At 73.3% G+C, this 17,276-nt stretch carries 15 protein-coding genes; 12 read left to right on the top strand and 3 right to left on the bottom strand.

Features of this window, described 5'->3' with window-relative positions; genetic code table 11:
- Nucleotides 1–139: 139 nt before the first annotated feature.
- From FRAQA3DRAFT_RS16025 to FRAQA3DRAFT_RS15990, 9 genes are all read left to right on the top strand, one after another.
- The gene (locus FRAQA3DRAFT_RS16025; protein WP_009740081.1) at nucleotides 140–3,175 is read left to right on the top strand and encodes an FAD-binding and (Fe-S)-binding domain-containing protein; all 3,036 of its coding nucleotides are present in this window, start codon (nucleotides 140–142) and stop codon (nucleotides 3,173–3,175) included.
- A gap of 562 nt (nucleotides 3,176–3,737) precedes the next feature.
- Nucleotides 3,738–5,183 (top strand): glycosyltransferase family 2 protein, encoded by a 1,446-nt coding sequence (locus FRAQA3DRAFT_RS16020; protein WP_009740080.1) that lies wholly within the window; start codon nucleotides 3,738–3,740, stop codon nucleotides 5,181–5,183.
- Nucleotides 5,170–7,959, top strand: a complete 2,790-nt coding sequence (locus FRAQA3DRAFT_RS16015; protein ID WP_009740079.1) for a PA14 domain-containing protein — start codon at nucleotides 5,170–5,172, stop codon at nucleotides 7,957–7,959. Before FRAQA3DRAFT_RS16020 ends, FRAQA3DRAFT_RS16015 begins: the two co-directional genes overlap by 14 nt.
- On the top strand, nucleotides 7,956–8,456 hold the full coding sequence (locus FRAQA3DRAFT_RS16010) for a hypothetical protein (protein WP_009740078.1): 501 nt from the start codon (nucleotides 7,956–7,958) through the stop codon (nucleotides 8,454–8,456). The genes FRAQA3DRAFT_RS16015 and FRAQA3DRAFT_RS16010 overlap by 4 nt, the downstream gene beginning before the upstream one ends.
- A gap of 10 nt (nucleotides 8,457–8,466) precedes the next feature.
- Nucleotides 8,467–9,201 (top strand): SCO family protein, encoded by a 735-nt coding sequence (locus FRAQA3DRAFT_RS16005; RefSeq protein ID WP_009740077.1) that lies wholly within the window; start codon nucleotides 8,467–8,469, stop codon nucleotides 9,199–9,201.
- Between the two features lie 135 nt (nucleotides 9,202–9,336).
- Entirely contained in the window at nucleotides 9,337–11,337 is a 2,001-nt protein-coding gene (locus FRAQA3DRAFT_RS16000; RefSeq protein WP_009740076.1) for a glycosyltransferase family 2 protein, read from the top strand.
- Nucleotides 11,334–13,028 (top strand): glycosyltransferase family 39 protein, encoded by a 1,695-nt coding sequence (locus FRAQA3DRAFT_RS15995; protein WP_009740075.1) that lies wholly within the window; start codon nucleotides 11,334–11,336, stop codon nucleotides 13,026–13,028. The genes FRAQA3DRAFT_RS16000 and FRAQA3DRAFT_RS15995 overlap by 4 nt, the downstream gene beginning before the upstream one ends.
- 19 nt (nucleotides 13,029–13,047) lie before the next feature.
- A complete protein-coding gene (locus tag FRAQA3DRAFT_RS35135; RefSeq protein ID WP_009740074.1) occupies nucleotides 13,048–13,218 on the top strand; it encodes a hypothetical protein in 171 nt (56 codons plus the stop codon).
- Nucleotides 13,215–13,427 carry a hypothetical protein gene (locus FRAQA3DRAFT_RS15990; protein WP_009740073.1) on the top strand — a complete coding sequence of 71 codons (213 nt, stop codon included), beginning with the start codon at nucleotides 13,215–13,217 and terminating at the stop codon, nucleotides 13,425–13,427. Before FRAQA3DRAFT_RS35135 ends, FRAQA3DRAFT_RS15990 begins: the two co-directional genes overlap by 4 nt.
- A gap of 456 nt (nucleotides 13,428–13,883) precedes the next feature.
- Here the strand turns inward: FRAQA3DRAFT_RS15990 and FRAQA3DRAFT_RS15985 are convergent, their stop codons facing one another.
- Nucleotides 13,884–14,165 (bottom strand): hypothetical protein, encoded by a 282-nt coding sequence (locus FRAQA3DRAFT_RS15985; RefSeq protein WP_009740072.1) that lies wholly within the window; start codon nucleotides 14,163–14,165, stop codon nucleotides 13,884–13,886.
- A 519-nt stretch (nucleotides 14,166–14,684) separates the two neighbouring features.
- On the opposite strand from FRAQA3DRAFT_RS15985, the gene FRAQA3DRAFT_RS35130 reads away from it, so the two are divergent.
- The gene (locus tag FRAQA3DRAFT_RS35130; protein ID WP_157467410.1) at nucleotides 14,685–14,825 is read left to right on the top strand and encodes a hypothetical protein; all 141 of its coding nucleotides are present in this window, start codon (nucleotides 14,685–14,687) and stop codon (nucleotides 14,823–14,825) included.
- A gap of 137 nt (nucleotides 14,826–14,962) precedes the next feature.
- On the opposite strand, the gene FRAQA3DRAFT_RS35125 is transcribed toward FRAQA3DRAFT_RS35130, so the two are convergent.
- Entirely contained in the window at nucleotides 14,963–15,106 is a 144-nt protein-coding gene (locus tag FRAQA3DRAFT_RS35125) for a hypothetical protein (protein ID WP_232291631.1), read from the bottom strand.
- A 78-nt stretch (nucleotides 15,107–15,184) separates the two neighbouring features.
- On the opposite strand from FRAQA3DRAFT_RS35125, the gene rsgA reads away from it, so the two are divergent.
- A complete protein-coding gene (gene rsgA / locus FRAQA3DRAFT_RS15975; protein WP_232291630.1) occupies nucleotides 15,185–15,922 on the top strand; it encodes a ribosome small subunit-dependent GTPase A in 738 nt (245 codons plus the stop codon).
- 258 nt (nucleotides 15,923–16,180) lie between these two features.
- Here the strand turns inward: rsgA and FRAQA3DRAFT_RS15970 are convergent, their stop codons facing one another.
- Nucleotides 16,181–16,708, bottom strand: a complete 528-nt coding sequence (locus tag FRAQA3DRAFT_RS15970) for a MarR family winged helix-turn-helix transcriptional regulator (RefSeq protein WP_009740069.1) — start codon at nucleotides 16,706–16,708, stop codon at nucleotides 16,181–16,183.
- Nucleotides 16,709–16,808: 100 nt separating this feature from the next.
- Between FRAQA3DRAFT_RS15970 and FRAQA3DRAFT_RS15965 the strand changes: the two genes are divergently transcribed.
- Nucleotides 16,809–17,237, top strand: a complete 429-nt coding sequence (locus FRAQA3DRAFT_RS15965) for an NAD(P)-dependent oxidoreductase (RefSeq protein WP_009740068.1) — start codon at nucleotides 16,809–16,811, stop codon at nucleotides 17,235–17,237.
- Nucleotides 17,238–17,276 lie beyond the last annotated feature (39 nt).

The raw sequence follows: 17,276 nt of genomic DNA, 5'->3' as shown, positions 1-17,276 counted from the left end.
GGAGGATAGTCACTGGGGATGGGGGAGACGTCGCTCATCGTGACCTTCTGGAGTTGGGGCGGCTAGGACGGATCGGGCTCAAGGGGGCGAACGGTCCGATCCCGTGCGGGCGGCCCGGTCGGGCCGCCAGGATGGAGGGGTGACGAGGGACGGGGACCGGGCGCCGCTCGGGGCGGGACGGGGGCATCGTCTCGCTCGGGTCCGACAGTTTCGGCCCACCGGCCGCGCGGTGCCGCCCCCCGGTGGCGCGGAGCGTGCCGAGCTGGTCGCCCGGTTGCGGGCGGCGCTGGGCGAGCGGCCGGGCGCGTCCGCCCCGATCGTCGACGCCTCCGCCCGGCGGCGGGCGGAGTACTCCTCGGACGCGTCGAACTACCGGGTGCCACCCGCGGTGGTGGTGTTCCCGCGGGAGGTCGACGACATCGCGGCGGTCGCCGAGGTCTGCCGGGCCACCGGCACCCCGCTGACCACCCGCGGCGCCGGCACCTCCATCGCCGGCAACGCGGTCGGCCCCGGCGTCGTGGTGGACGTCAGCCGGCACCTGGACCGCATCGTCGCGCTGGATCCCGCGGCCCGCACCGCCACCGTGCAACCCGGGGTCGTCCTCGACCGGCTGCAGGCCGCCGCCGGCCGGCACGGCCTGCGCTTCGGCCCGGACCCGTCCACCCACGCCCGCTGCACCCTCGGCGGGATGATCGGCAACAACGCCTGCGGTTCGCGCGCGATCGCCTACGGCCGCACCGCGGACAACGTCCTGGCCCTCGACGTGCTCGACGGCACCGGCCGCCGGCTGCGCGTCGGCGCCGGCGAGCAGGGCGAGGTCCCCGGGCTCGACGCGTTCGTCCGGGCCAACCTGGCGACCCTGCGCACGGAGCTCGGGCGGTTCGGCCGCCAGGTGTCCGGCTACTCCCTGGAGCACCTGCTCCCGGAACGGGGCGCCGACCTGGCCAGGGCGCTGGTGGGCACCGAGGGGACCTGCGTGGTCGTGCTCGGCGCGACGGTGCGGCTGGTGGCGCCCCCGCCCGCGACGGCCATGGTGGTGCTCGGCTACCCGGACATGCCGGCCGCCGCGGACGCGGTGGCGCCCCTGCGGGCCCACGCGCCGCTGGCGATGGAGGGGATGGACGCCCGGCTGGTCGACATCGTCCGCCGCCACCGCGGGGCGGGCGCGGTGCCGGCGCTGCCGGCCGGCACCGGCTGGCTGTTCGTCGAGGTCGGCGGGGACACCCCGCAGCAGGCCCTGGCGGCCGGCCGGGCGTTGGCGGCCGACGCGGGGACGGTGGCCGTCCGCGTGCTGGCGACCGGGCCCGAGAGCCGTGCGCTGTGGCGGATCAGGGAGGACGGCGCGGGGCTGGCCGGGCGGACCGCTGACGGCGAGCCGGCCTGGCCCGGCTGGGAGGACGCCGCCGTGCCGCCCGAGCGGCTCGGCGCCTACCTGCGCGACTTCGAGGAGCTGCTGCGCGCCCACCGGCTGGCGGGGGTGCCCTACGGCCATTTCGGTGACGGCTGCGTCCACGTCCGGCTCGACCTGCCGCTCGGGGCGGCGCCCGCCCGGTTGCGCGCCTTCCTCGGCGAGGCCGCGGACCTGGTCGCCGCACACGGTGGGTCGCTGTCGGGCGAGCACGGCGACGGCCGCGCCCGCAGCGAGCTGCTGCCCCGGATGTACTCGCCGGCCGCGATCGCCGCCTTCGCCGGGTTCAAGCACCTGTTCGACCCCGCGGATCTGCTCAACCCGGGCGTGCTGGTCCGGCCCCGGCCGGTCGACGCCGACCTGCGCCTGCCCGCCGCCCGCCCGTTGCCCCTCGCCGGCGGCTTCGCCTTCGCCACCGACGCGGGGGACTTCGGGCGGGCCGTGCACCGCTGCGTCGGGCTCGGGACCTGCCGGGCCGACACGTCGGCGGCGGGCGGGTTCATGTGCCCGTCGTTCCTGGCCACCCGCGACGAGAAGGACTCCACCCGCGGGCGGGCCCGGGTGCTGCAGGAGATGGCGAACGGGACGCTGGTCCGCGGCGGCCCCGCGTCCCGGGAGGTCGCCGAGGCGCTGGACCTGTGCCTGTCCTGCAAGGCCTGCGCGCACGACTGCGCGGCCGGGGTCGACATGGCGACCTACAAGTCCGAGGTGCTGCACCGGGCGCACCGCCACCGGATCCGACCGGTCGGCCACTACGTCCTCGGCTGGCTGCCGCGCTGGGCCCGGCTCGCCGGCCGGGCGCCCGCGCTGGTCAACGCGGTGCTGTCCCGGCCCGCGGCGCGCCGGGTCCTGCTGCGCCTCGGCGGCATGGACCCCCGCCGGGACGTGCCCGCCTTCGCGGCCGAGCCGTTCAGCCGCTGGTGGCGGCGACGGGAGGCGGCGCTGTCGGACGGTGGCGGGGGCCGTGCCGTCGTGCTCTGGATCGACTCGTTCACCGAGTCGTTCTCGCCCGAGGTCGGCCGGGCCGCCGTCGAGGTGCTGACCGCGGCGGGCTACCGGGTGATCGTGCCGGCCGGACCGGTGTGCTGCGGGCTGACCTGGATCACCACCGGCCAGCTCGACGGGGCGCGCCGGCGGCTGCGGGCGACCGTGGCCAGTCTGGCGCCGTACGCCCGCGCGGGCACGCCCATCGTCGGCCTGGAACCGTCCTGCACCGCCGTGCTGCGCGGCGATCTCACCGGGCTGCTCCCCGACGACCCGGCCGCGGCGCTGGTGGCGGGCGGGGTCCGCACGCTGGCCGAGCTGCTGACGGTCACCCCCGGCTGGGCACCCCCGCGCCTCGACGAGGTGCGGGTGCTCGCCCAGCCGCACTGCCACCAGCACGCGGTCATGGGCTTCACGGCCGACCGCGACCTGCTCTCGGCGGCCGGCGCCCGGCTGGAGGTGCTCGCCGGCTGCTGCGGTCTGGCCGGCAACTTCGGGATGGAGGCCGGGCACTACGACGTCTCCGTCGCGATCGCCGAGCGGGGCATCGGCCGGGCTGCCGCGGCGGCCCCCGCCGACGCGGTGCTGCTCGCCGACGGGTTCTCCTGCCGCACCCAGGCCGCCCACGTCACCACCCGGCACGGTCGCCATCTCGCCGAGCTGCTCGCCGCGCCCCCGACCGTCCCGGTCCCGGCCGCTGAGCCCTCGGTCGTCGAGCCCTCGGTCGTCGAGCCCTCGGTCGTCGAGCCCTCGGCTGGCGAGCCCCCGGCTGTCGCGACCTGACGCGGCGCGCCGGGCGCCGGTCCGGCGGACCGGCGGTCCTGACTCGTCCGTTCCGGGCGGCAGGTCCGGTTGTCCGGCTTTTCGGGTGTATGGGGTGAACGGCATTCCCGGCCCCGCCCGTGGTCGCGGGAGAAGGCGGCCGGGGACGCCGGCAAAGATGCGCAGGATTGCCGGGGGAAATGTCGTGGATTTCCGTGGCGGTTGGGTTCACTGACGGGTCCCGTAGCGGCGTCGGTTGTGTCTCGGAGTGTGCCTGGTGGGCGCCCGTGCCCACCTGTCGCGACCGTACGGTAATTTTTCGCTCGGCCTCGGGAGTTGTCAGGCCGAGATCGGGCCGGGGGTGTCAGGAAATTGGCCCGATTCGCTGTTTCTTTTTCGGCTCCAGCTGGGGGAAATTCGTCATGCTCATCGGTACAACCATGTCCGACAGACGTTGTGTCGCATTGCCGGCGACCGCCGCCCCCGGGAACGGGAACCACCCGGCGCCGGTCCACTTCCTGAGGGTGCGCGGACTGAGGGCGCGCGGACTGCTGGTGCGCGGACCGGGCGGAGGCCAGCCGCGATGACGCCGACGAGTACCGGGGATCTTCCCGACGACCTCACCGGCCTGTTGCGCCGACCCGTCCTGCCCCAGCCCCGTATCCCACCGGACGGCCTGGCCGCCGCCGCGGCAGCGAGCGAGGCCCGGACCGACCCGCCCCTGCCCGCCGACGCCGACCCACCGACGGCCGCCCACCGCATCGCACCGGTGGCGCCGCGGCTGTCCGTGGTGGTGCCGACCCGCAACGAGGCGCACAACATCGAGCCTCTGCTGCGCCGGCTCGACGACGCGCTGCGGGGCCTCGCCGGGGAGGTCATCTTCGTCGACGACTCCGATGACGGAACGCCCGAGGCGATCGCCCGGGTCCGGCCGACGGTGGGCCTGCCGGTGCGGGTGCACCACCGCGCGCCGGGCGACCGGGTGGGCGGGCTCGGCGGCGCGGTCAGCGAGGGATTCGCCCTGTGCGCGGCGCCCTATGCCGTGATCATCGACGGCGACCTGCAGCACCCGCCGGAGACGATCCCAGCCCTGCTCGCCGCGGCCCTGCACGACGCCGCCGACGTGGTCATCGGCAGCCGGTACGTGCCCGGCGGCAGCGCCTCCGGTCTCGCCGGCACCACCCGTCACCTCGTCTCCACCGGCTCGAACCTGCTCTGCCGGCTGGCGTTCCCGCGGCGGCTGCGCGGGGTCTCCGACGTGATGAGCGGCTTCTTCCTCGTCCGGGTGGCCGCCGTCGACCGGGCGGGGCTGCGGCCCGACGGCTACAAGATCCTGCTGGAGCTGCTGGCCACCGCCGGGCCGCTGCGCATCCGGGAGGTTGGCTACGCCTTCGCCGAGCGGCACGCCGGTGCCTCGAACGCCTCGGTGTCCGAGGGGGTCCGGTTCGCCCGGCGGCTGTTCTCGCTGCGGGTTCCCCGCCCGGCGCGGTTCGCCCTGGTCGGGGCGTCCGGCACCGTCCCGAACCTGCTCGGCACCGCCGGCCTGCACCATCTTGGCCTGCACTACCTGGCCGCGGCGATCCTCGCCACGCAGCTCGCGATCGCCTGGAACTTCGCCGGCTGCGAACTGCTGGTCTGGGACCGCCAGGCGGGGTCCCGGCTGCGCCGCTACCCGGCGTTCGCGATCATCAACAACCTCGACCTCGTCATCCGGCTGCCGCTGCTCGCGCTGTTCGTCGGCCGGTGGGGGTTCGGCGTCGGCACGGCCACCCTGCTGTCGCTGGCCGCCGCGGTGGTCGTCCGTTACCTGGTGGTGGAGCGGCTGGTCTACCGCCACCGGCCGGCGGGATCATCCGCCCCGACCGCACCGATCCCGCCGACGCCACCGATGCCGGCGACGCCGCGCCGGGGGTCCTTCGGACCGACACGGGCAGTCCGGCCAGGCCGGGCGCAGGGTGCGGGTCGGCCGGGTGGCCTGTCCTGGCCGGGGGGCACGCCGGGGGAGGAGGCCACCGATGCGGCCACGTGAGCCACGGCCGCGCCGGCTCGTCCGCCCGGCCCGTTCCGGCCGGGCGCTGGTCGCCGTGGTGCTGGCCTCGGCCGTCGGGCAGCTCGTCCTCCTGGTCGCCGCGGGCTCGCCGGCGGCGTCGGCGCAGACCTGCCCGGACGACCAGTGGAATGCCGAGTTCCACCCCGGCACCGATCTCGGCGGCGACCCGGCCGGCCAGCGCTGCGACGCAGCGATCGACTTCGACTGGTCGGCGAACGGCCCCGGCGTCACCGGCATCGGCACCACCGGCTACTCGGTGCGCTGGACCCGCCAGTTCACCCTCGCCGCCGGCTCCTACACGGCAAGCGTGACCGGCGACGACGGCGTCCGGGTGCTCATCGACGGGCAGTCCGTCACCGACGGCTGGGGCGACCACGGCCCGCAGACCTTCACCGGCACCCGCACCCTGGCCGCGGGCGCCCACACGGTCGTGGTCGAGTACTACCAGAACGCCGGCGGCGCCATGGTCGAGTTCGACCTCACCGGCGGGCCGGGGGAGCCGAGCGGCCCCGGGCCGGACTGCGCGGCGGGCGAGTGGGCGGGCAGCTACTTCCCGAACCGGACGCTGAGCGGTACCGGGGTGCCGCGCTGCTCGGCGAGCGTCGACTACGCCTGGGGCGACGACGGTCCCGGCCTGGCCGGCATCGGTGCCGACAACTTCTCCGCCCGCTGGACGCGGACGGCGACCTTCGCCGCCGGCACCCTGGCGTTCACCGTCACCGCCGACGATGGGATCCGGGTCTACCTCGACGACCAGCCGATCATCGACCGGTGGCGCGACCAGGGCCCCACCACCTACACGGCGAGCACGGCGGTCACCGCCGGCAGCCACGACGTCCGCGTCGAGTACTACGAGCACAGCGGGGGCGCGACCGCGCGGGTCGGCTACACCCTCACGCCCGCGGCGGCGTGCAACGGCCTGCAGTGGTCGGCCCAGTACTTCGGCAACGTCACGCTCGCCGGCACGCCGACGCCGGTGCGCTGCGAGACCGGCCTGCACCACGACTACGGCGACGGCGGCCCGAACGTGTCCGGCATCGGCACGGACGCCTTCTCCGCCCGCTGGACCCGGGTCGACCGCTTCGCCGCCGGCCCGATCACGATCACCGCGACGGCCGACGACGGGGTGCGCGTCTACGTCGACGGTACCCGGGTGATCGACGGCTGGAACGACCAGGGCCCGACCACCTTCACCGCCACCCCGACGGTGACCGCGGGCACCCATACGATCGTCACCGAGTACTACGAGCGGGCCGGTGGGGCGCAGATCCGCGTCGACTACACCGGCGGCGGCGACCCCGGTCCCGTCCCGCCCCCGCCGCCGGGTGGATGCACCGCCGACTGCGGCGGATCCTGGCAGACGCTCAGCTATCCGATGTCCGTCCGGTCCGTGCACGCCAGCGTCCTGCGCACCGGGAACGTGCTGCTCGTCGCCGGTTCCGGAAACGACCTGTCCGCCTTCGACGCGCACACCTTCAAGTCCACCGTGTGGAATCCGAATACCGGTCAGTTCAAAGATGTTCCTATTACGGACGACCTTTTCTGCTCCGGCCATGTCCAGCTTCCGGACGGTCGAATCCTGCTGGCCGGCGGAACGGCCGCCTACTCCACCGCGACGGCGAACTACAAGGGGCTGGCGAAGAGCTACGTCTTCGATCCCGTGGCCGACACGTACACGGCGACGAACGACCTGCCCGGCGGCGGCCACTGGTATCCCAGCCTGACCGCGCTGGGCGACGGCAACGTCCTCGCCGTGGGCGGCCTGGACCAGAACGCGGCCGGCAGCGTCGCCACCGAGATGTTCGACAGCTCCCGGCAGAGCTGGCTGCCCGCCGCCCAGGTGCCGCAGACGTTCTTCTTCTGGGGCCTCTACCCAGAGCTGAAGCTGATGACGGACGGGCGGCTGTTCTACGGCGGCGTCCACACCTTCGGCAACGCGCCGACCGCGGCCGGCTCGAACATCTACGATCCGGCCACGGCGACCGTCAACGACGTGCCCGGCCTGCGCGACGTGAACCTGCGCGACCAGGGCGCCTCGGTGCTTCTGCCGCCGGCCCAGGCCGGGCGGGTGCTGACCCTGGGCGGCGGCAACGGCGACGCCGGGGCCGACGCCATCGCCACCACCGACCTCATCGACCTGCGCCAGCCCGACCCGCACTGGCAGCCCGGCCCGGACCTGCCCGCGGCGAAGATGTACATCAGCGCCGTGATCCTGCCCGACGGGAAGGTCCTGGAGACCGGTGGGGGACGACACCTGAGGTCCGACCCGGTGCACGAGGCGTCCATCTACGACCCGGTGGCGAACAGGTTCACCCCCGTCCCGCCGGACCCCCAGGACCGGACCTACCACTCGCAGGCGTTCCTGCTGCCCGACGGCAGCGTCGTCGCGCTGGGGAACAACCCCCTGGACGGGTCGTTCAGCCAGACGATCTCCGTCTACCGGCCCTGGTACATGAGCCGGCAACGGCCCGCGATCACCCAGGCCGCCGACACGTTCGGCTACGGCTCGCGGCAGGCGCTGACGGTCGACGGCGACATCGGCCGGGTCACGCTGCTGCGGCCGGCGTCGGTGACCCACCAGGCCGATCCCAACCAGCGCAGCGTCGACCTGCCGGTGTCGACCGGCAGCCAGGGCGGCCGGATCTCGGTCGACGTCCCCGACAATCCGAATCTTCTTCCGCCGGGGTACTACATGATGTTCGCGCAGAACACCGCCGGGGTTCCCTCCGTCGCTCGATGGGTGCGGGTCGGATGAGCGCGCGCCTGGACGGGCCGCCCGTCCCGCCCGTCCCCTCGGCCGGGGGACGGCGGCGGGTGCTGGTGACGATCGCCCTCGCGGTGGCGCTCGTCAACGGCGCCGCCGGAGTGATCGGCCATGGTGGGTGGCCCGGCGGCGGCTCCGGCCGTCCCGGATCGCCCGGCCACGACTCCTCCGGGCAGGGTTCCGCCGGGCAGGGCATCGTCGCCGCGGTCGCGCCGGCCGCCGCGCTGTCCGGTCGGGTCGTGCCCCGGGGCAACGGCAGCCCCTCACCGGTCCCGGTCGGCCTCGACGGCTGCGACTACAACTACGTCGCGGCCGACACCGGCCGGCGGGTCTGCGTGCCGCGCACCCCGCCGGCCGGCCGGCGGCTCGACTGCGCCTACCTGCGCGAACAGGGAATCGGCTCCGTCCGGGTCACCGGTCAGGACACCCGGCGGCTCGCCGGCGCGGCGCCCGCGGCCGCACGGGGCACGGTGCTCTGTGCGCCCTGACCACCCCCCTGTGGCCGGTACGGACGGCGGCTGCCCCCGCGGCGCCGGCCTGCGGGCCTGGCCGGCGCGCCACGGGCTGGTGGTGCTGGTCGCCGTCATCGGGATCGGCGCGCTCGCCGGCTGCGGCGGAGCCGATCCCGCGGGCGGTGTGCCACCGGCGGTGGCCGACGGGCCGGCGCGCGGTTCCGGCGCGGTGGCCACGGCCGGCGGGGGCTGGCACGGTGCCGTCCCCGGGGTCGCCGTGCCCCGCCCGTCGTTCGTCCTGACCGACACCGCCGGGCACCGCTACGACTTCGCCCGCGCCACCGCCGGCCGCGCCACGCTGCTGTTCTTCGGTTACACGCACTGCCCCGACGTGTGCCCGACGACGATGGCGGACCTTGCGGCGGCCCGGCAGGTCGCCGGGCCCGCGACCGCGGCGAAGGTGACGGTCGTCTTCATCACGACCGATCCGGCGCGGGACACCCCGGCGGTGCTGCGCCGCTGGCTCGACCAGTTCGACGCCGGCTTCGTCGGGCTGACCGGCACCCCGGCGCAGATCGACGCGGCGCAGCGGGCGGTCGGCGTGCCGGTGGCTCTCGCCGACCCGGCCGTCCGCGCCGGCGACGGTTCGACGTACCTGGTCAGCCACGCCTCACAGGTCCTCGGGATCGGTCCGGACAACCGCGTCCGCGTGCGTTACTTCGCCGACACAAAAGTCGCCGAGTACGTCGCCGATCTGCCGAGGCTCGTCGCCGCGTTCTGATCCGACCCCAGCCTCCACGGCGCGATCCCGGAACGCGCGCGCCGCCCGCGGCGGCGGCATCCCGCCGTGCCGGGATCCCGGCACCCGCGTTCCGGCGCCACGCCGCCGCGTCCCCTCCCCGTCAGGCAGGTACAGGTGACATCCGACTCTGCACCATCGCGGCCCCGCACGTTCCCCTCCGCCCCGCCGCGGCACCCACCCGCGCGCAACCACCGCGCCCCGCGGGCGGCCGTCCGGCGCGGGCGGCTGGCGACGGCGGCCTGGGGGATCGCCCTGCACGTCGCCCTCGCCGCCTTGTTCGCCGGCCCGTTGGCCGTCGAGGACGGCCTGGCCTACCTGGTCCCGGCCGCGCTCGCGGTCCTCGCGCCCCGCACGTTCGGTCGCGCCGGCCCCCGCCGCCCGGCGGCGGGCTGGCCGCGGCCGATCGACGCCGGCGGCGGTCTCGCCCTGGTCCGCGTCGCCGAGCGTGTCGACCACCGTGGCGCCCGGCTGCCGCGGATCGTCCAGCTCGCCTGCGAGTCCGCCGGCTGGTACGTGTTCACGGTCGCCGGCTCCCCGGATCTCCGGGTCGCCTCGGTCGAGGGCCCGGACCTGCCCGGCTGGCTCGCCGCGACCCTGGGGGCGGCGGCCGCGATGGCCGGCACGCTGCTGTTGTCCCGCCGCGAGCTGCCGGCGCAGGCTGCGCGCCACCGCCGCCGCGGGATGTCCGTCCTGGCCACCGCTCCGCTCGCCGGGGCGCTGGCGGTCCGCGCGGCGCAGCATCACCACGCGGTGCTGCTCGCCGCGTGGACGGGGGTGTCGCTGCTGATGCTGCTCGTCGCCATCCTCACCCTGGTCCGCGGCCAGTACAGCTGGCAGCTCCCCGAGCGGGTGCACCACGTCGACCTCACCGACGTCCTGGCGCCGCGCCATCGCTTCTCGCTGATCGTCCCCGCCCGCGAAGAGCCGATCCTCGGCCGGACCCTGACCCAGATCCTCGCCGGCGACTACCCGGCCGACCTGCTGGAACTGGTGGTGATGGTCTCCCACGACGAGGTCGACCGGCCGACCCGGCGCATCGCCGAGCAGATCGCCGCCCGCCATCCCAACGTCCGCGTCATCGCTCCGGAGGGCAGCCGGCGCAGCAAGCCGCTGTCGCTGGAGGACGCCCGCCGGCACTGCACCGGGGACATCGTCGGCATCGTCGACGCCGAGTCGCTCATCGCCGGCGGCCTGCTCACCTACGTCAACACCCTCGCGCAGCGCCAGGCCGACGTCGGCATCTTCCAGGGCGGCGTCCAGCTCATGAACGTGCGCGCTCCGGCCCGGGAGGCCCGCCAGCCGCGGCCCGCCGGTGTCGGCCGGCTACGCGCGGCGCTGCGCCGGTGGGACACCGGGACCTCCTGGTGGCGGGCCCGCAACTGCCTGGAGTACTACATCTGGTTCATGTCCCGCCTGCGCTTCCAGGCGCGGGCGCGCTTCATCCCCCTCGGCGGGAACACCGTGTTCATCCGTCGGTCCGTGCTGGAGCGGCTCGGCGGCTGGGACGTTGCCTGCCTCACCGAGGACTGCGACCTCGGGGTGCGCGCCTCGGTCGCCGGCATCCGCACGACGGTGTTCTACCACCCGGACCTGACGACCCGGGAGGAGACGCCGGAGAGCCTGACGAAGCTCGTCGTCCAGCGCACCCGCTGGATGATGGGGTTCATGCAGGTCCTGTTCAAGGGGGACTGGCGCCTGCTGCCCGGGGCACGCCAGCGGCTGATGGCGGCGGAGATGCTGGCCATGCCGTTCTTCCAGGCGATGGCCGGGTTGCTGCTCCCCGTCTCGGCAGTCCTCACGCTGTTCCTCGCGGCGCCGACGGGCCTCGTCATCGTCTTCTGGCTGCCGCTGGCCGCCTCCGTCATGACCGTCTTCTCCGAACAGGCGGCGTTCCGGGAGTTCGCCGACGCCTACGATCTCGCCGTCGGCCGCTGGGACAGCGTCCGGCTCATCCTCAGCGCGCCGTTCTACCAGCTCGCGCTGTCGATCGCCGCGGTGCGGGCCACCGCCCGCCTGCTGCGCGGCCGGCTGGAATGGGAGAAGACGTCGCATTCCGGCGCCCACCACGGCGCCGGTGCCGCCGCGGGTCGCTTCGGGCTGGAGGCGGCATCGTGACCGTCCCCGACGTTCTCGACGCTCTCGACGAGACCCTGCCGCGCCCGGTGGCGCCGCGGCCCGCCGCCTGGGCCGCCGACCGGGCCCGGCTGCTGGGCGCCCGGGTGGCGGCCGGCGCGCGGGCCCACCGGCACAGCCTCGTCCTGCTCGCGGTGCTCCTGGGAGTCGTCGCGGTGGTCCACGGGATCAACTTCGACGGCTGGCCGGGGCGGGTCACCGACGACGAGGGCACCTACGCCGCGCAGGCCTACTCGATGCAGTACTGGAACCGCATCGCCCACTACACCTACTGGTACGACCATCCGTTCGGCGGCTGGCTGCTCATCGCGATCTACACGAAGCTGACCGACGGCTTCCACCGGGCGGCGACGGCGGTCACCGCCGCCCGGGAGCTGATGTTCCTGCTGCACCTGGCGAGCTGCGTGCTGCTGTACCGGCTCGGCCGGCTGCTGGGCCTGCGCCGGTTCTTCGCCGGCCTGGCGCTGCTGGTGTTCTCGCTGTCGCCGCTCGCGCTGTGGTACCAGCGAATGGCGTTCCTGGACAACATCGCGGTGATGTGGCTGCTGGCCGCGTTCGTCTGCGCGGCGTCCCCGCGGCGCAGCGTGGCCGCGGCGGCGCTCGCCGGGACGTTCATGGCGTTCTCGTTCTGGTCCAAGGAGACGACGCTGCTTTTCCTGCCCGGGTTGTACGTGCTGCTCTGGCAGCACCGGGACCCGCGGAACTGGCGGTTCGTGCGGCGTAACTTCCTCGGCTGCCTGATCGGGATCTGCGGCATCTACATCCTGTACGCGGCGGCGAAGAACGAGCTGTTCGAGGGGCCCGGCCACGTCTCGCTGGAATGGGCGGTGCGCTGGCAGCTGTTCGACCGGGCGCCGAGCGGCAGTGTGCTCGACACGAGCAGCGACACCTACAACGTGGTCCGCTCCTGGCTCGACCTCGACCCGTACCTGGTGCCCGCCGGCATCGTCGCGGCCGTGCCACTGCTCGCCCTGCGCCGCCTGCGGGTGGTCGCGGCGCTGCTGCTGTTGCAGTTCGGGTTCATCTTCCGTAACGGCTACCTGCCCAACCCGTACGTCACCGCGATGCTGCCGTTCGCCGCCCTGTGCGCCGCCGGCCTGCTCGACGCCGCGTTGCCCCGGCGCGTGCCCGAGGCGTCTGCCACGGCGGCTCGGCTCCCGCCGGATGGCCGTGCCTCGGCGGGATGGCTGCCCGTCGTCTGGCGCGGCCTGCGCCGAGGCGCGGTGGCGGTGGCCGTGGTCGGCTCGGTGGTGACACTGGCCTGGGACTGGACGCCGAAGATCCACACAGCGGTGACCGTCGACGCGAGTGCCCCGAGCCGGGATGCCACCCGCTGGTTCCTCGCCCACATCCACGACGACGGCACCGTCATCACCGACGACATCGCCTGGACCGATCTCACCATCGCCGGCCGCCGCCCGCTGCCGGTGTGGTTCTACAAGCTCGACCTCGACCCGGAGGTCCGCGGCCACTTCCCGAACGGCTGGAAGGACGTCGACTACCTGATGATGGGCAAGCCGCCGGACTCGGTGCTCGCCGAGGTCCCGATCGTCGCCGAGGCGCTGCGCCACTCGGTGGTGCTGAAATCCTTCGGCAACGGCGAGATCGAGATCCGCCGGGTCCTCCCTCCCGGCTGCCGCCCCGAGATCCCACCCGCCCACTGCGGCCCGTGACGAGTCTGAACGGTCACTCATGACAGCCCAGGAAGAACGTGAAGGCCTGCACGAGACCTTGGAGATCCTCGTCGATGCCGAGCTGATGTCCGCCATCCTGGCGGCGCGGGAGGAGATCGCCCGAGGTGAGGTCCACACGACCGACGAGGTGCTCACGGCGTTCCGTGAACGAGGCCAACGGAGCGCGTGAGCGGCCTCCACGACGGGCGGTGGTCGCGGCCGGCACGTCGGGCGATCGCCGAGGAGCTTCCGGAGTTCGTGGCATCCACGATGCTGGAACTCGCCACCGGCGCACTGAGGGAGGACCCGCGTCGAGTGGGTAAGCCGCTGCACGAGCTGTTCGACGGCACGTCTTCGGCGAGTCGGGCCACCCTCCGAATGATCTTGCAGCATCGATGACGATGAACGGCTCGTTCTGATCGAGGTGGTGAACCATCGGTGGTACTCCTACTGCCTGCGATCCGGGTTCTGCTCGGCGAGCAGTTTGGCGGCAATTGATGATCCGGCCCTCGCGTCTCCTGAGTAGCCGGCCGGGCGTGGCGCTGCCCATCGTGGGAGAGGCCAAGTACTATTCGCCACATGCGCCCGCCGGCCGGCTGCAAGGCAATAGCCTGGGTGAAAGGCCCTGGTAGACAGTGCGTCCAACCAGCATCAATGTGAACCTGAACCCGCGGGTCAACGGTCCGCCGCTGTCGGTGGCAGCTTCCCATTCCGATAGCCGGCGCGACGGCTACACCGGCAACACGAACGCTTTGAAGATCGGGTAGCGGCTGGTGGTGGGAGATGCCGGTCCGTGTGCCAAGCGCGATGGTCAAACCTCTGCATGCCGCGGATCATGGGGCGTCGTTGGCGAGGTCAGGCGATCCAGGAGGCCAGCGGCGGCAACGTCGAGTCCCGGGAGTACCGGATGCTGGTCAATTTCTGGCCGGTCACGATCGGGTAGACGATCCATCCGCGGACGCAGGTGCCCGGGTCGATGTACCCCTGGGTCGGGTACTGGGGGGCGGGGAACTGGTTGTAGATCACGCTCGATGGTTCTGTCAGCCCGTTGGCGGCGTCGGTGACCGTCCATGCGCTGTTCCGCAGTTCCCCGCCAGGGTTTCTGGCCTGCAGACATGTCTGGACGTCGATCGCCACTCATTCGGTTCCCGCCTGCTCGGGTGCGGGTGCGGCCGTTGCGGCTGGCCTCTGCTGGCCGAAGTACGTCACCGACCCCCAGTCGGTTGCGATCTCGACGCCGGGGCCTGGTCGGGTGATGCTCACTGTGCCTGACGTGGCCGATGTGGGCGAGGGCATCGAGGCGGGGGAGACAGCAGAAGTGGGTGCTGTGGCACCCTTCGCGGTACCGCCGTTGCTGCCACAGCCGGCAAGGCCTGCGGCCGCGGTCGCCAGACTCAGGCAGACAGCTACTCGTCTCATCTCGTGCCCCCGTGTGGTGTGTTCGTCCCGTTATCTCGATATCGTGTCCGCACCGGCCAACGATGTCGCGGTCAGGTGAGGATAGGGCGCAGCCGATGGCGCACTCCCTCGGGGTGCTTGACATTCTGACTGCAAGATCGCCGCCTGCCGGGAGACATGCCGTCCCGGCGGGAGCTGATGACGTTGCGTGGCTCCGCGCTGAACGTCCCGACCGTGGAACCGAATCGGGTCCAGTGGATGACCTCGGGGGAACGGCAGGCGTTCCGCGCGGGCTACCGCGAAGCTCTCGACACCATGCGCCTGTTCCTCGGCCGCATCGCCGGCGGACTTCCCGCGCCCGGTGACGAAGACGCTTCGGATTCGACGCCGGCAGACTGACCGAGCCTCATGGGCAATGGGCGGAACGGACAGCGGAGCTACACCGCTGCCGGGTCCGGCCTGTTGCCGTTGCGGTCGGGGGCTTGGTCTCGGCAGCCGACCGATTCTTCTCGTCGCTTGTTGCCTGAAGCCGAGGGTCAGCTCAGCGCGAGAAGCGCGCCGAGGGCGAAGCCGGCGGCGGCGAGCCAGACGAGGGTCGGTAGCGCGTGCAGCCAGTGGGCGAGTGGTCGCCGTCCGGCGCTCCCGGTCGCCGCGTCCGCCGGTCCTGGCTGGGCGGGCACCGGCTGTCCGGACGCCGGCGACTGGCCGGGCGTCGGTGGATGACCGGCTGCCGGCGCCCCCGGTGGCGGGCCTGCCCGGTGAGGGAGCCGCTGGTCATCCTGACAAAGGCCGATCTGCTCGTCGACGACATCCGGCACGCCAGTCCTTCTCCTGTCGACGTCGTGACCGCTGCCGCGCCCGGCGTCGATGTTCTCGTCGTCTCGGCGTTCGACGGGACCGGTATGGATGTGCTGCGGGCCTTGCTTGCCGGAACCCCGCCGACCGCTTTCCCGGGCACCGGACCAGGACCCGACCCGACGGCGCCGCGCGGTAGGTCGGCGGTGCTGGTCGGGCCATCCGGCGTCGGCAAGTCCACCCTGGCCAAGGCCCTGCTTGGCGAGAAGCGGCTCGCAGTGGGGCCGACCCGGACAAGCGATGGGAAGGGCCGCCACACGACCGTGCGACGGGAGCTGATCGTCCTACCATCCGGCGGGGTTCTCATCGATACCCCTGGGATCCGCGGTGTAGGCGTCTGGGACGTCGACCAAGGGCTCGATTCGGCCTTCGCCGACATCGCCGAGCTCGCCGCGGACTGCCGGTTCGCGGATTGCGAGCACCACACGGAGCCCGGCTGCGCGGTGCTCGCCGCGGTCGAGGACGGTTCACTCCCCGAGCGCCGGCTGGCCAGCTACCGCAGGCTGCTGCGCGAGAACGCCTGGCTGGATTCTCGGCGGGACGCCCGCTTGGCCGCGGAGCAGCGTCGACGCTGGAAGACGATTGAGATCGAAAACCGCCGCCGATTCGCTGGCCGCGACCGCCAGGGACGAAACCGCTGACCAGCCTTCCGGTCGCACATCACGCATCGGCTTTTTCGTCATCGGTGTCAATGCCGCCGACGCCCTTGGAAGTGCTCGCAGCGGTTGATTCCCTGACCGGGGAGACCGTGTTCATGGTCGCCGGCCCGGCCTGTACGGCCGGGCCGGCCACAATTTGGGCGGGCAGTCCGGGCGGCGTGCGAGAACACGTCGACACGGCCGTCCACGACCGCCACGATCTGGCCGTGCGATGCCAGGCCGTGGCACCAGGTCGTGGGGTCAGCGACTTGGATTGGGCTGGGGACGTGTCTGCGCCGAGGGTACGGCGGTGGTGGGTGGGTCGGTTGGCTGACAGGTGAACTGGTTCGGGTCGGCTCCCGCCTTGGCGAGCAGCACGTGGAGGTGGTGGCGGTCGTCCGGTGAAAGTCGGGCGAAGGGGGAGCCGGTCGTCAGGGCCTGAACGAGCCGGCCGCGGGCCTCGACGCCCCGGTCGGTCAGGGTGACGATCTTCTGGCGGCGGTTGGTCGGCACCGGCTGGCGCCGGATGAGGCCGCGCTGTTCCAGACGGTCCGTGAGGAACGTGACGGTGGACGGGTCACAGTTCAAGGCGGCCGCGAGCGTGCGCATCGATGGTGCGGGTGCGTCGGGGTCCAGCCGCCACAGGGTGTTCGCGAGCGGCTCCGTGAGATCGAGTTCCTTCAACAGGTCCGCGGCGAGTGCGCTGATCATGCCCGCGAGGAGGACCACCTGCTTGACGACGGCGTGGGTCAGCGCGTCGTCGTCGGCAGGGCCCGCGGTGTCAACCACCGGCCGACATTACGTGGATCCTCCAACACTTGACGACTCCGACTAACCCAGTCGATGCTTTGAGTCTCCAAGTATTTCCTCGAGGGGAAGGGCACACAGCATGCATCTGGCGGTCTTCGGCGGCACCGGCCACACCGGGCGCCACCTGCTTGACCAGGCGCTGCGGCAGGGCCACACCGTCACGGCGCTGGCCCGCGACCCGGATCGTCTCGTGGTCCACGAACGCCTGCGGGCGGTGGCCGACAGCCGCCACCGCAACCTCTACGTCGCCATCGCACGGGTCGCGATCAGATCGCTGATGCGGGACAAGGAGGGGATGGAGGAACTCATCCGCGCCAGCGACACCGCCTGGACCGTCGTGCGACCGGCCATCCTCACCGGCGGCCGGCACACCGGCCACTACCGCACGGGCACCGACCTGCGCCTGACCGTCGCGTCCAGGATCTCGTACGCCGACGTCGCCGACTTCATGCTTGCCCAACTCGCCGACGACACCTTCGTCCGTCGAGCAGTCGCCATCACCTCGTAGGCGGCGAGCGGGAGTCCACGACGTCGGGCCTGGGTAACC

The organism is Frankia sp. QA3 (assembly GCF_000262465.1).
GTDB lineage: Bacteria > Actinomycetota > Actinomycetes > Frankiales > Frankiaceae > Frankia.
This window is presented reverse-complemented; position numbering and strand designations above follow the sequence as displayed.